The sequence below is a fragment of the Flammeovirga sp. SubArs3 genome (assembly GCF_947387565.1).
GTDB lineage: Bacteria > Bacteroidota > Bacteroidia > Cytophagales > Flammeovirgaceae > Flammeovirga > Flammeovirga agarivorans.
Map to the genome: position 1 here is coordinate 168,023 of NZ_CANDOA010000007.1, position 13,477 is coordinate 181,499.

The window sequence follows — 13,477 nt, forward strand, 5'->3', positions numbered from 1 at the left end:
TCTTCTTATAATATCTGTATTTACTTTACAAAACTACCTTTTCTCTTAATAATAGTGCTGATCGAAGTGAATCTTCTGTTAGGGGTTTACTCAAAAAACCTTTTACAGTATTGTATGTATTTGCTTTTGCTTTATCATCTTCATTCGTCGATGTTGTCAGCATAAACAGTGTGATCTTTTTTCTTAATGATTCATCCAATTGATCATAAGCATCCAAAAAGTCCCACCCATTCATTTTGGGCATATTAATATCTAAGAAAATAATTTCTGGTAGTGGATTATTTTCATTATGCTCTTCTTTTATATACTCTAAACCTTCTTCAGCACTGAGAAAGAAGGTACATTTCTTAGTAACTCCTGTTTCTTCAATGATCAATCGGTTATAAAAGTTTATAGACTCACTGTCATCAATAAGAAGTATATGATTTAATTGACTCATTTTAAGTTGTTGGGTAATGTAAAATAAAAAGTACTACCTTGACCGACGATTGACTCAACCCATAGTTTTCCTCCCGATTTGTTAACGATTTTCTGACAATTAGCCAAACCTAATCCAGACCCTTTATAGGTTGTATCATCATGTAACCTTTGAAAAACCTGGAATATTTTTTTCTTATATTTTTCTTCAATACCAATTCCATTATCAGAAATACTAAACAAGTACCCTCCATTTTCTGATTCTTCGACTTGAATCTTAATCTCTGGGTCATTTCCCTCTTTCTGATATTTTAATCCATTTTCGATTAAGTTCTGAAACAGTACTCTTAATCCAATAGCATCTCCTTTTAGAGTGGGTAGATTATCACTATTTATAGTAGCACATTTTTCATGTAATGCCTTCATAAGGTCTTCTTTTATATCAGCTACTATAATATTTAAGTCTATATCAGTAATTGTTGCATTTGAGCCTAAACGAGAATGAGATAGTATTCCTTGAATCATATTACTTAATCGTATCGACGACTTCTCAATATAATCCAAACACCTTCTTCCAGTATTATCAAATTTCTCAAAATATCTAGACTTCAATATATTTACAAAACTACTTATCGTATTTAATGGTTCCTGTAAATCATGAGAAGTGATGTAAGCAAACTCTTCTAAAGACTTATTGGTTTCTATCAAGTCTTGGTTTTTCTGTAACAATTCCCTTTCTATTCTTTTTAACTGAGAGACATTTTCATAGGAAATCATTAATTGATCAGAAGAAAGTGGCGTCGCTTTTATGACATAAGTCTGTACAGGGACACCATGTTCACCATAATCAAATTCACCTAAATCAATTACAATTTGCTCACTGACACATTTATAATATCCTTCCGGTAATCCTATATCATAAATTCCAGGGAAACTTTCTCTTAAAGACATTCCTACAAATTGCTTCACATCAACACCACATGCTTTTTTATTTTCTTCATTCGCCATTTCAATCAAAAACTCTCTTTTCTCAGCATTAGTTAGCCTCAAGACAAAGATGGCTATTGATAACTTGTCGAATAAATGATATATATCGAATGGTTCCATTAATTAAATTAGACAGTATATTACATCAACATAACCCAAATTGATGAATAGTGATTAACAAAGAAAATAAACGTAGATGAACACCCAAAAGCATTTGTGATGGGGGAATTTTTTGAATAAACTCTTACTGAATTCATTCTTGAGGATAATTATTTAAGTAGGATCAGTTAATAGGTTATTGGGAATAAACTAAGTGTTTTCACTTCATTTTAATATTATAATATCAGTCAGTGGTTTTAAGGTATTAAAGTTTATTTACATTTAACTGATTCATTAACTTTTTTCTGAATAAGAGTCTATCAATACACCATATTATCCAAAGAAATCAATATTGGTAGTCAACATAACGCCATTACTTTTTATTCAATATGTTTACTGTTATCTTCAATCTAATCTCTATTTCTATTATCTAATTACTTCCATGAGCTCTACTAGAGTTATATTATATATTCTTTTTCTTCTTCCCTTTCAACTATTTAGTCAAGGGTTAGATCCCACTACCCCTATTCAATTTTATGAGCGAAAAAGCTGGAATAAGATAGAAGAAACACCAGTAGATAGAGTCTTTGATATAACTCAGGATTCTATTGGATTTATGTGGATCGCTTCCGACCGAGGCTTATTAAAGTTTGATGGATCCAAAGCAAAAGTATACAATCTTTTTTCTGACCCAATAATAGAAACAGAATCAATACGTAACGTATGTGTTACTCCAAGTAACCAAGTATGGTTTTGCACTCGTCGAGGTTTATTTTACTTAGACAACCAAAAGGTTAAACAAGTTTATGAAGAAAACGGTGATAAGGTTAAAACAATAAATAGTTTATTTAGTGATCAAAATGGAAGAGTTTGGTTTGTTCATCACAATAAGTTGAGGTCCTTTGACAATGGAACTATTAGCACTCATAACTACACAGATAATAAGAAGTTATTTAAGATTTTCCCATTTACAGAAGATACGATCTATGGTCTTCGATCTTTTAAGACACATGCAATCATTGACCTTTGGGATAAAAACAGAGAAAAAGTTATAAAAACCAAGAAGTTCAATTTTAGAATTTTTTCGATTAAGCCATTAGGTAATTTACTCTATATAGGAGGATTATTTGGACAAATATATAAGTACGATTGGGATACTGATCAACTAGAACTTCTATATGAAAAGGATAGTCCGTTTGATAATCGAATCCATCAGATATGTATACAAAAAGATAGTACCATTTGGGCAGCTGGTTTAGGACTACATAGAATAACAAATAACAGAATATCATCACTTTACGACAAAGAAGATATAACACACAGTAATACATTCTGTAGTTATTTAGATAAAAATGAAAATTTATGGGTAGGAACTAGAACGGGCTTAAATTACTTTTCTAATACAGCTTTCTCAAAGATTAAAGAGGATGACAGTGCTAAAAATATCTTCCATCAAGTGATGGTATACTTTAAAAATCGAGTCATTATTGGAAGTAGACAAAATGGGTTATTCGAATTAAAGGATGGTATCATCACAAAATTGGTATTAGATAAAGAAATTGGTAAAACTATCAACAGCTTATCAACATCACATGATAATAAACTATATATTTCTACCAACGAAGGAGGTTTTGAACTAGATGAGATTCATCAACAACTAAGAGTTTGCCAACAAATTGTGGATAAGCCAATAAATTTCCTCTGCAAAACCAACAATGATCAGTTCATTTACAATTTTGACGAAGATGTTTACAGAAAAGATCAACAATCAACAGAAAAAATATTTAGTGAAAATATTCTTATTGAATACCATAGAGCGTTAGGTAAAGAGTGGATCACCTCAACAAAAGGGCTTTTCACTATTGAGGATGGAGAAATGGTTCCATACAGTGCCAATAAAACCCTAGATAAAAAATACCTTTTTACATTCTCGTATGATATGGATTCAAGCTTTTGGGTTTCTACATACGGTAGCGGAATTGTACATATAAGAAAAGATGCTTCTCCGGTAAAATACGACACAAGAAGTAACCTTCCATCGAATGTGAGTATGTTGGTAACTATGAATGATAAAATTGGAAAATGGTTTTATCTAAAACATGGAGAACGCCCTTATTTCCAAAAAATATCACCTATTGAACTGGATGGGAAAATGATTATCAATCAAGGTGTAAAGTTTAGGTGGCACTTTGAAAATGAAGAATATCATTTTGGCGGGCAAAACCCCATTCGTCTAGATACCAGAGAACAAGTGTATATCTCTTCAAGACATGACATTTACACTTTTTCACCTGATAAAATTCATTATTCTCCATCCAAGCTTTTCCTTGGTGATGTCTTTATTGATGGAGAACGCCAGATAAACTTACCTCAACAAATTGAAGCAAATAACAAGCAACTTGAATTTCACTTATCCGTATTGGACTTTGCCCATGAAGGAAATCACTTCTTTGAATACAAGCTCAATGGATATGACAAAGATTGGGTAAAAATGGGCAGTAGATCAATTGCCTACTACAACAATTTACCTGCAGGTAATTATACTTTCGAAGCAAGAATAAGAAACGCAGACAACGAATACACTTACCTAACCAATACCTATCATTTTATTAAGTTAGAATATTGGTACAAAACCAATTATGCCATCTTCTTATATTTATTTCTTGTTTGCATCATAGTCTATCTCCTGTTCAGATGGAGAATAAATACTATAGAAAATCAAAAAAGAGTACTACAACAAAAAGTCGATCAAAGAACTTTTGAGTTACAAAACCTAAATGAAAACCTAGAAAATATTGTACAAGAAAGAACAGAACAATTAACCCTACTTTATGATGAGTTGACCGAAAGTGAAGAACGATTAAAATATGCTCTAGAAGCATCAAAAGATGGTATTTGGGATTATCATATTACTTCTGATCAGTTAGTGATCAACGAAGCAGCATTAAATATTTTAGGATATAATTCTGATTCCTGTGATCCTACAAAAGGCATTTCCCCATTTATCCACCCTAATGACCAGGAGAAATGGCAACATTATTTTGCTACTTCTATTCAACAAAAGGAGGTGGATAATTTCGAAGATCAAGATTTCAGGTTCTATCACAAAAATGGAAAACAACTCTGGATTGCCATAAAAGGGAAGATTGTAGAAAGAGATAAAGAGGGAAATGCCCAACGTATTGTGGGTACTTATATTGATATCACTGAGAAAAAACGAAAAACTCAGGAAATCTTAGAAGCGATCATTAAAACTGAAGACAATGAAAGGCAACGTATTTCTAAAGATATTCATGATGGGTTACAACAAACGCTTACGATCTCTTCTTTAAACTTTCAATCCGTAAAAAAGAATATCTCAACATTGTCAGATAATATTATCGACAAGTTTGAAACTGGTTGGGAATACCTTCAAAAATCAATTACAGAAAGTAGATCGGTTGCCCATAGTTTAATGCCAAAAGCAATCGTAGATTTTGGTATTATCTCTGCTTTTGAGAGTTTAATCACAGAAGTAGATAAAAGTACAGAGCATATTGATTTCAAGTTTTACCATAACTTTAACGGGCATCAAATTCAGAATAAACAAGTAGAAGTCACTTTATACAGAATTCTACAAGAAGGTATTAATAACATATTTAAGTATTCAAAAGCCACAAAAGTTGATATCCAACTCAAGAGTTATGAAGATATTTATATGTTAACCATAGAAGATAATGGTATTGGTTTTGATGCTAAAAAGGTAGTTAAAGAAAACTCAGGTTTAGGTTTTAAAGGAATGAAAAACAGACTTGATGCTATTAATGGTTTTCTTGAAATTGAAAGTCAGGAAGGTCGAGGAACTACTTTACTAATTGAGATAAAAAAAGATTTTTAAATACAGACATGAGTACAATAAAACTTTTTCTTGTTGATGATCATAAAATGATCCGAGAAGGATTAAAAAACTTCTTATTAGATGATACTACTTTTGAAATTGTAGGAGAAGCTGACCATGGAAAAGAGTGTCTAGAAATATTAGAAAAAGATAACGATGTTGATATCCTCCTTACAGATGTGAATATGCCTGAAATGGATGGATTAGAATTGGTACAACATGTAAAAAAGTTATACCCTCATATTAAACTTATGGCCCTGACAATGCTTGGAGAAAGTCAGCATATTAAAAAAATGCTAGCTGAAGGGACAATGGGATACCTACTTAAGAACTGCTCGGAAGAGGAACTAATTAATGGTATTAAAATCGTACACTCTGGTGGTACTTATTACTCTCCAGAAGTAACCAATGCGATAATAAATAATATCAGAAAAGTAAAACCTCAAAAAACTCAAGTAGCTCTAGAAGTTCCTTTATCTGATAGGGAGAAAGATGTTTTACACCTTATTCTAAAAGAGAAAACCAATAAAGAAATTGCTGATGAGCTATTCATCAGTATTCGTACAGTAGATGCACACAAAAGAAACCTGCTTGATAAAACAGGGAGCAAAAATTTAGCAGGATTAATTTTATATGCTATTGATAAGCAACTCTTTGATGACATTTAAAACTACGTAGAATAAGAATAGGTAATTCTCTAATAGAGCTAGAAAATTTATGTACTAGGTTTGTGAGTAAACCTATCACCTATGCATATTTTAATTGGCAACGATAATACCATAAACAACCGGCTCAGTGAAGAGCTTTTAGCGTTGTTTCCTATTTCTTGTCTTTCTTTTGAAGTGATTGAAAGCTTAAAGGAAGACTATCAAGAAGGGTATATTTTTTTTAACTTACTTGATATTAACGTCACTGTAGAGCAAGCTTTTTTATTAGTGAAGTCAAAGTACCCAAGAAAAAAAATTATAGGCATTCACTGCTTTCAAGTAGAACAAATGATCAATTCCATTTTAGTTTTAGGGTTTGATGCCTACATTTCACTCTTTAACTTTTCAGAAGATGTAGAAAAAACGCTACAACGTATTACTCAAAAAGAGAGATAAAAAAGGGAAGGTATTTAATGAATACCTTCCCTTTTTTGCTATACCAACTCTAAATCTACCTTATTCTGAATCACCTCTTTTGCCTTTTTCAATCGAAAGGACAATGATATCTGAAAGACTCCAGTAACGATGAATATCACACCCATTAGTGTAACAATAGTGAGTCCAGCTAATATTGGGTTCCATATCAATACCAATGATAAAATGAGCCCATTCACTCCAAGAATCGTTAAAGGGTCTGAGGCGATAATTCCAAAACTTTTTAATAATTCTGAGTAAGACAATACACCAATAGACCTTACCAAGAAGGTAAACCCAACATACATGGGTAATGTGGCTACTGATATCGACGGATTCTGAATTAAGAATACACCTAATAAAGTATTAATAATACCCCAGAACAAGGACCATCCCCAACCTCTCAATACGTTCCTATTGATAATAGAAAATATGATATCGGACATTCCAGTTAAAATAAAAGTAATGCTAAAAAATACAGATAATGCTAAGTAACTTTCTAATGGATAAAAGAAAGTGATAATTCCAGTACCAACTAATAATATTCCTGATAAAAGAAATAAATACCAATGTTTTAATGATTTTGAGACTTTCATGATTGTAGAGATTTATAAATTTTAAATGATAGAAATTCAATGATTAATTAAATACTGATGAGGTTAAACTTGTGATCTTAGAAACAAAAGTTTCTCCAACGCTAGACGATTTTGTCAGATAGCTTTTAGTATCTCCATTCATTTCTTCCAGGTGAATAGAAATCATTAATAACATTTCTTCGACCATATTTTGTAGTTGAAATACATCCAATAAAGAACGCTGTAATTTGATTTCTTTTTGGCTTTCAGATAATGCTTCATCATTCATAATATTGGTCATAATCTGATAACGGATGTCGTTGAAAATTTTATCAATTTGCTTTGTTAGAAGGTCAAAGCTTTCCTCTTCGAAATTTTGTTTCTTTTTCAATACCACATTACTTCTTTTCTCAAAGCTTGTGATACGATCGACCAGGTTAATTTCATTTTCTAATAAGAAATCATCCACTAAATCTGAGATTTCTTTTTTGATGTTGAATAGATCGTAGTTTTTCGTGTTAGACGATTGTTTTATATTATTCATATTGCAATGATTGATAAATAGAGAGATGTTTTTTTCTTACAATACAAAGGTGCAACAACTACCACTTTTCTATATTGTAGAGATACCTAAATGAGTCAATTAGGTAATTTACCTAAGGCCACCTCCAAAAAAAGAGGATACAATATATCCTCCCTTTATTTTGTAGTACAAAGTATCTATACCCAAATAAATTATTACTACTATCATTACCCAACTCTATACCCTCACTGAAGGCAACAGTCTTCTACATGATCGATACTTGTACTAACAAGTCTACCATTCTACTCACATTTGTATAATCTATCTTTATTCTGCTATTCTAACGGTATAATCTATCGACGTTTCAGTAGTATATGGATACTTCTGAATCACTTTAATATTTTCACCTTCTACTAAGGTTTGCTCTCGTTTTTTGTCATTCAGAAACCCAATCAATAGCAATTGAAAACTATTATTTGTTCGTTGACAAAGCTGTTCTAGGGTTTCACCTTTCTTGACTTTCACAATAGCAATCTTCTGCGTTTGTATAGACAATTTTTCTTCACTTGTTAAATCACCTAACGAAGTGATAACATCCATAAAAACCTCTTTTGCTGGTGAGGAAGAAAAGTTACTGATTTTATAGATTCTATTATTTACACTTACCCATCCTAGATGAACATAGCTTTCATTAGATTTATCAGAAGACTTAAAAGACAGACTATAACCGTCCTTTTCATGATGAGAAAAGTACCCTTTATCCACAATACATGTCTTCTCTTTATCAGTCAACTTATCTGAAAAAGCCAAAACTGATTCCATTACATCATTTTGATCTTTTTCTAATGTGATTACAATTCCTTCTTTTTGATTTTGGCTATAAGCACCTACAAACTCTTTCTCATTCACTAGCAACCATTGATCTGGTAACTCGACTTTTATTGATAAGGTTGGGTGCATAAATATATTCCCATTAAAGACTCCATAAGTGGCACTTCTACCAAATAATAACCCATCAATCTGAGTATGATAATTCTTCTTGTTATGGTAGTCTTTATTCTGAATCATAAAAGAAGCCTGTAAAGAAATTTTGCTTTCCCTATCCGGTGTATAAGGGTGATCATTGAAATAACTTTTACTTTCAGACTCGCCAGTTATTAATGCTACAACCTCTGTCATTCTATGTAATATATCTTTTAAGGATTCTGGATTATACCCTGCCTTTAAGGAGAGTTCCATACCCTCTAAATCTGCTTCAGTTTCCTTTTTTCTACCATATGAAGCCATATAAAGTGCATTTGTTGATCTTATGGGAGCATTAAAAAATGTTCCTAAGTCTTTATTTATCACACCTAATAAATCGCCAGGTAATTCTAACAGCTTTGGTAAAATTCCTTTTTTCATTTGAGCTATAGAATGTCTATTATGGGCATGTATTATTTCATGTGATAAGATCCCTGCCAGTTCATCCTCTGTCTGAATAATCGACAATAAACCTGTCGTAATAAAAACATATCCTCCAGGTAAAGCGAAAGCATTTGGCTCCACTTCAGGTACAATTCGAAACTCATAATCAAACTGCTTATTTTCTAATTGATCAACAAGGTGTTGCCCTACACTGTTGATATAATCTGTTAATGCTTTATCCTGATATACGCCTATTTCATGAATGACTTTATTGGCATATTCTCGACCAATGCTTTTATCCAATTCAATACTTTGGGCAATTCCCATATTCTGAATAGAAAGATGAAAAACTAAAGTATAAAGTAGAGATAGTATGGCTTTCATAATGAGATAATTTGATTGATTTTTTATTAATGAGAAAGTGATTTATCATAGTACAAAGTAACCCTATTGAGGTTTGATATCAGTGAGAAGAAAACCTAACAGGAAGAATTAGGTAAAATACTTAGCCACATAAACATAGACTAACTAATCTTTGGAGAGAGTCATTTTCTTCTTCAAGTAAAAAGGAACTCCGCAATTGAAGTTCCTTTCAGATTTTGAAAATCTACATACTTACTCTACCCATGAAGCTGCCGCTTGTCTTGGAGGAAACTCTTTAAAAGTTCCCATGTATTCTTTTACTCTCTCTACGGTTGGAGCCATCAAGAACATATGCTCTATAAAGAAATCTGTATATCCTGATTCGTCAATAGCTCTTTCGAATGGATCTCTTCTCAAGTTGATGATGATCGGAGCTCTTAATTTAGTGAAAGGCTTGATCCACACATCCAATCCTTCATGTTCTTGGATAGAGAACATAAATTTCCAATCTCCAATCCTAACTGCTGAAAGATCTCCACCATCAGTGAAGTAGAAGAAATCTTCTCTAGGACCTTTTGCTTCTTTACCTAAGAAATAAGGTATGAAGTTGTAACCGTCTAGGTGAACTTTGTACGTCATATCACCTGCTTTATGACCAGTTAATAATTTATCTTTAATTTGATCATCACCTGCTGCGGCAATCAATGTAGGCATCCAATCTTCTAAGGAAATAATTTCATTAGATACTTGAGGCTTAATAGTTCCTGGCCAGCTGACCATCATCGGTGCTCTGAAACCACCTTCCCAAGTAGTATTTTTCTCTCCACGGAAAGGAATCATACCACCGTCAGGCCATGACAAAACTTCTGCTCCATTATCCGTCGTGTACACTACGATAGTGTTCTCAGTAATTCCTAATTCATCTAATTTATCTAGTAGCTGACCTATGTGGCCATCATGCTCTAGCATACCATCAGCATAGATCCCTTGCCCTGTTTTACCATCTGCTTCTTCTGTAAGATGGGTAACCACATGCATTCTTGTAGAGTTGAACCATACAAAGAAAGGTTCTTTTTCTTCATGTGCTTTATCGATAAAATCTAATGAAGCAGCTAAGAATTCTCTATCTACAGTTTCCATTCTTTTCTTTGTCAATGGACCTGTATCAGAAATACGACCATCAGCATAAGAGTGGATAACACCTCTAGGACCAAATCTTTCTTTAAAAGCTGGGTCTTTTGGATAATCTGGATGTTCTGGCTCCTCTTCTGCATTTAAGTGGTAAAGGTTACCGAAGAATTCATCAAAACCATGATTTGTTGGAAGGAATTCATCTTTATCACCCAAGTGGTTTTTACCAAATTGTCCTGTAGTATATCCCATATCTTTTAGGATTTCTGCGATAGTTGGATCTTCTTTTTGTAATCCTAAATCATCACCTGGTAAACCTACTTTGGAAAGACCTGTTCTTTTCGCACTTTGTCCCGTTAAAAACACAGAACGACCGGCTGTACAACTGTTTTGTGCATAGCTATCAGTAAACCTGATTCCTGAATTGGCTATTCGATCAATATTGGGAGTTTTATACCCCATCATTCCATCATTATAAGCACTGATATTAAACATCCCGATATCATCACCAAAAATGACAAGTATGTTCGGTTGTTTTTGTGCCATTAATTGAGAGGTAAATAACAATACAGTAGTGATAAATAAGTTAAATCGTTTCATAAGGTTTTCTTAATTTATTTGAGAGAACTTTTTTGTTGATATGATCATCGATCACATTACAAAGGTGGCAGATTAGACCTCCTTATAGATGAGCAGAAAACCTAATCGAAAACATTAGGTAAAATACCTAAGCCTAATTCTTATTCATTCATCACTCTTATTTCAATAGAATTGGAGGGTTATAAAACACTATTTCAAAATTTTTATCTATGATCTCTCAAAAACAAGACATTTTATAGTGCAATCTTTAAATTTGTAGCTCACAAACAGTTGAAAGATGAAAACATACGGATTAATAGGCTATCCTTTAGGACATTCCTTCTCAAAAAAATATTTCACTGAAAAATATGAGAAAGAGAATATTGAAGGGTGTCAATACGAACTATTCGAATTAGATCATATTGAAAAACTAGCTCAACTTTTAGACGAAAAAGACTTAAATGGACTTAATGTAACTATTCCTTACAAAGAACAAGTGCTACCATTTTTAGATCGCCTAGATCCCGCTTCTGCTGGTAAAATTGGTGCAGCCAACGTTATTAAGTTTGAAAAAGATGGGACACTTACTGGTTATAACTCTGATTACTATGGGTTCAGAAGTTCATTAGAGAAGTTCTTACCTCATACTAATTTTAAGGCATTGGTATTAGGTACAGGTGGTGCTTCTAAAGCTGTAAAAGTGGCATTAGAAGATATGGGAATCCCTTTTATTTCAGTATCAAGAAAAGCATCAAAAGACAGTATTTCTTATGATGGTGTTACTGAAGAGGTATATAAGGAACATTCTTTAGTGGTTAATACTACTCCACTAGGCATGCATCCTAAAGAAGGTATTGCCCCTCAATTACCTTATCATGCAACAACAGAAAACCATTACTTCTATGATTTAGTATATAACCCAGCTGAGACAGAATTCATGAAACAAGGAATTACTAATGGTGGACATGCTAAAAATGGACTTGAAATGTTGATTGGTCAAGCAGAAGCTTCTTGGGAAATCTGGAACAAATAGATCCAAAATATTTGATTTTTATATCAGGCAATAAGGAGGAAGAGTCTCTTTATTGCCTTTCTTTTTATCATTGATTAACGATCTGCTAAAATAACATCTCACATTCTGTTAACGATTCATAACCCTGAGAAAAGTCAATCATCTTATTTAGAATTAATCTATATAATTGCACTTCATGACAGCATATCGATCAAAATCAATGAAATTAATTAAAGAACTACTTCATCAAATCCATTTATGGTTAGGCTTAATCAGTGGTATAGTTATCCTAATTGTTTGCCTAACAGGTGGTATTCTTGCCCTTGAAAAAGATATCAACGGTATTTTCAACTCTGAGGTATTAACTGTTACTCCACAAGGTGATGCACACACAGTCGAAGACATAAAAAAGAGTTTTGAGACTAGTCACCCAAAGCATAATATCACCTCTATTAGCATACCTAATGATTTAGAGAAAGCATATAAAATCTCATATGTTCCAGAAGGTCACAAAGGAGGAAGAAGAGGTAGATTATCTGAATATGTTAACCCATATACTTTAAAAAGTTTAGGAAGTGAAAACTCTTCTTTGAAAGGGTTCTTTATGTTCAATTTCAAGCTGCACAGATGGTTATTAGCAGGAGATATTGGTAAAATGATTGTTGGAGTCTCCACTATTATCTTTCTAGTACTTTGTTTCACTGGTTTAATCTTATGGTGGCCAAGTAAAATGAAGCAACTTAAGCAAGGATTAACAGTAAAATGGGGAGCCTCTAAAAAAAGAGTCAACTATGATATGCACAATACTTGGGGATTCTATGTACTTATCCCTTCCATCATTATGTGCATTACTGGTTTGTGTTGGAGTTTTTCATGGTATAACGATGGTGTTTACTTACTTTTTGATGGAAAACTACCTTCTAAAGAGGACAATCAGCCTCACAAAATAGATTCAGAGAATCAATACTTGTCTTTCCAAGATAAGATGGATTTCGTAGATACTATTTATCCGGAAGAAGGTGGATATTCGATCAGTTTCCCAAATAAAAAACAAGCCGTATATACAGTATCCAAAGCAGCAGGAGAAACTTTTTTCTCTTATGGGCAAAGTCGAAGAGTAACGTTCAACACTGATCACCAACCAAACTCTCATATTGCATTTGAAGATTACACTCTTGGTCGACAAATGAGGATACATGCAAAGTCTTTACATATTGGCTACTACTTTGGTACATTCGGTAGATGGATCTATTGTATTTGCAGTTTAATTGCTACCACTCTTCCAGTAACTGGATTCTTAGTTTGGTGGTTCAAAAGAAATAAAAAAGGGAAAGGGAATAAAATGCAATTAGCATAAGTAAACCCTTACCTTATAAAAAAGACCAT

The 13,477-nt window shown here is 32.8% G+C and carries 11 protein-coding genes; 5 read left to right on the forward strand and 6 right to left on the reverse strand.

All coding sequences use genetic code 11. The annotated features are described in order from the left end of the window. Nucleotides 1–25: 25 nt before the first annotated feature. Together QL232_RS19490 and QL232_RS19495 are read right to left on the reverse strand one after the other, a co-directional pair. Nucleotides 26–439: a response regulator gene (locus tag QL232_RS19490; RefSeq protein WP_168883751.1), complete on the reverse strand. Its 414-nt coding sequence runs from the start codon at nucleotides 437–439 to the stop codon at nucleotides 26–28. Next, on the reverse strand, nucleotides 436–1,524 hold the full coding sequence (locus tag QL232_RS19495; RefSeq protein ID WP_281615451.1) for an ATP-binding protein: 1,089 nt from the start codon (nucleotides 1,522–1,524) through the stop codon (nucleotides 436–438). The genes QL232_RS19490 and QL232_RS19495 overlap by 4 nt, the downstream gene beginning before the upstream one ends. 421 nt (nucleotides 1,525–1,945) lie before the next feature. On the opposite strand from QL232_RS19495, the gene QL232_RS19500 reads away from it, so the two are divergent. The 3 genes from QL232_RS19500 to QL232_RS19510 all read left to right on the forward strand — a co-directional run bounded on the left by QL232_RS19500 (nucleotide 1,946) and on the right by QL232_RS19510 (nucleotide 6,483). Next, on the forward strand, nucleotides 1,946–5,380 hold the full coding sequence (locus QL232_RS19500; protein ID WP_281615452.1) for a PAS domain-containing protein: 3,435 nt from the start codon (nucleotides 1,946–1,948) through the stop codon (nucleotides 5,378–5,380). A gap of 8 nt (nucleotides 5,381–5,388) precedes the next feature. Continuing rightward, nucleotides 5,389–6,048, forward strand: coding sequence for a response regulator transcription factor (locus QL232_RS19505; protein WP_168883746.1), 660 nt, complete (start codon nucleotides 5,389–5,391; stop codon nucleotides 6,046–6,048). Nucleotides 6,049–6,129: 81 nt separating this feature from the next. Continuing rightward, on the forward strand, nucleotides 6,130–6,483 hold the full coding sequence (locus QL232_RS19510; protein WP_281615453.1) for a hypothetical protein: 354 nt from the start codon (nucleotides 6,130–6,132) through the stop codon (nucleotides 6,481–6,483). A gap of 38 nt (nucleotides 6,484–6,521) precedes the next feature. Here the strand turns inward: QL232_RS19510 and QL232_RS19515 are convergent, their stop codons facing one another. The 4 genes from QL232_RS19515 to QL232_RS19530 form a co-directional block, all read right to left on the reverse strand. Next, nucleotides 6,522–7,097: a DUF308 domain-containing protein gene (locus QL232_RS19515; protein ID WP_281615454.1), complete on the reverse strand. Its 576-nt coding sequence runs from the start codon at nucleotides 7,095–7,097 to the stop codon at nucleotides 6,522–6,524. A 43-nt stretch (nucleotides 7,098–7,140) separates the two neighbouring features. After that, nucleotides 7,141–7,620, reverse strand: coding sequence for a hypothetical protein (locus QL232_RS19520; RefSeq protein ID WP_281615455.1), 480 nt, complete (start codon nucleotides 7,618–7,620; stop codon nucleotides 7,141–7,143). 306 nt (nucleotides 7,621–7,926) lie between these two features. Next, a complete protein-coding gene (locus QL232_RS19525; RefSeq protein WP_281615456.1) occupies nucleotides 7,927–9,390 on the reverse strand; it encodes a M48 family metalloprotease in 1,464 nt (487 codons plus the stop codon). Nucleotides 9,391–9,621: 231 nt separating this feature from the next. After that, the gene (locus QL232_RS19530) at nucleotides 9,622–11,100 is read right to left on the reverse strand and encodes an arylsulfatase (RefSeq protein WP_281615457.1); all 1,479 of its coding nucleotides are present in this window, start codon (nucleotides 11,098–11,100) and stop codon (nucleotides 9,622–9,624) included. A 277-nt stretch (nucleotides 11,101–11,377) separates the two neighbouring features. Between QL232_RS19530 and QL232_RS19535 the strand changes: the two genes are divergently transcribed. Both QL232_RS19535 and QL232_RS19540 read left to right on the forward strand, forming a co-directional pair. Then, nucleotides 11,378–12,112, forward strand: coding sequence for a shikimate dehydrogenase (locus QL232_RS19535; RefSeq protein WP_281615458.1), 735 nt, complete (start codon nucleotides 11,378–11,380; stop codon nucleotides 12,110–12,112). 199 nt (nucleotides 12,113–12,311) lie between these two features. After that, nucleotides 12,312–13,448 carry a PepSY-associated TM helix domain-containing protein gene (locus QL232_RS19540; RefSeq protein WP_281615459.1) on the forward strand — a complete coding sequence of 379 codons (1,137 nt, stop codon included), beginning with the start codon at nucleotides 12,312–12,314 and terminating at the stop codon, nucleotides 13,446–13,448. Nucleotides 13,449–13,477: the final 29 nt, after the last annotated feature.

Excerpts from the sequence above, each read along its gene's own strand:
- QL232_RS19490 (WP_168883751.1), bottom strand. The coding sequence starts at position 439 with ATGAGTCAATTAAATCATATACTTCTTATTGATGACAGTGAGTCTATA.
- QL232_RS19495 (WP_281615451.1), bottom strand. The coding sequence starts at position 1,524 with ATGGAACCATTCGATATATATCATTTATTCGACAAGTTATCAATAGCC.
- QL232_RS19500 (WP_281615452.1), top strand. The coding sequence starts at position 1,946 with ATGAGCTCTACTAGAGTTATATTATATATTCTTTTTCTTCTTCCCTTT.
- QL232_RS19505 (WP_168883746.1), top strand. The coding sequence starts at position 5,389 with ATGAGTACAATAAAACTTTTTCTTGTTGATGATCATAAAATGATCCGA.
- QL232_RS19510 (WP_281615453.1), top strand. The coding sequence starts at position 6,130 with ATGCATATTTTAATTGGCAACGATAATACCATAAACAACCGGCTCAGT.
- QL232_RS19515 (WP_281615454.1), bottom strand. The coding sequence starts at position 7,097 with ATGAAAGTCTCAAAATCATTAAAACATTGGTATTTATTTCTTTTATCA.
- QL232_RS19520 (WP_281615455.1), bottom strand. The coding sequence starts at position 7,620 with ATGAATAATATAAAACAATCGTCTAACACGAAAAACTACGATCTATTC.
- QL232_RS19525 (WP_281615456.1), bottom strand. The coding sequence starts at position 9,390 with ATGAAAGCCATACTATCTCTACTTTATACTTTAGTTTTTCATCTTTCT.
- QL232_RS19530 (WP_281615457.1), bottom strand. The coding sequence starts at position 11,100 with ATGAAACGATTTAACTTATTTATCACTACTGTATTGTTATTTACCTCT.
- QL232_RS19535 (WP_281615458.1), top strand. The coding sequence starts at position 11,378 with ATGAAAACATACGGATTAATAGGCTATCCTTTAGGACATTCCTTCTCA.
- QL232_RS19540 (WP_281615459.1), top strand. The coding sequence starts at position 12,312 with ATGAAATTAATTAAAGAACTACTTCATCAAATCCATTTATGGTTAGGC.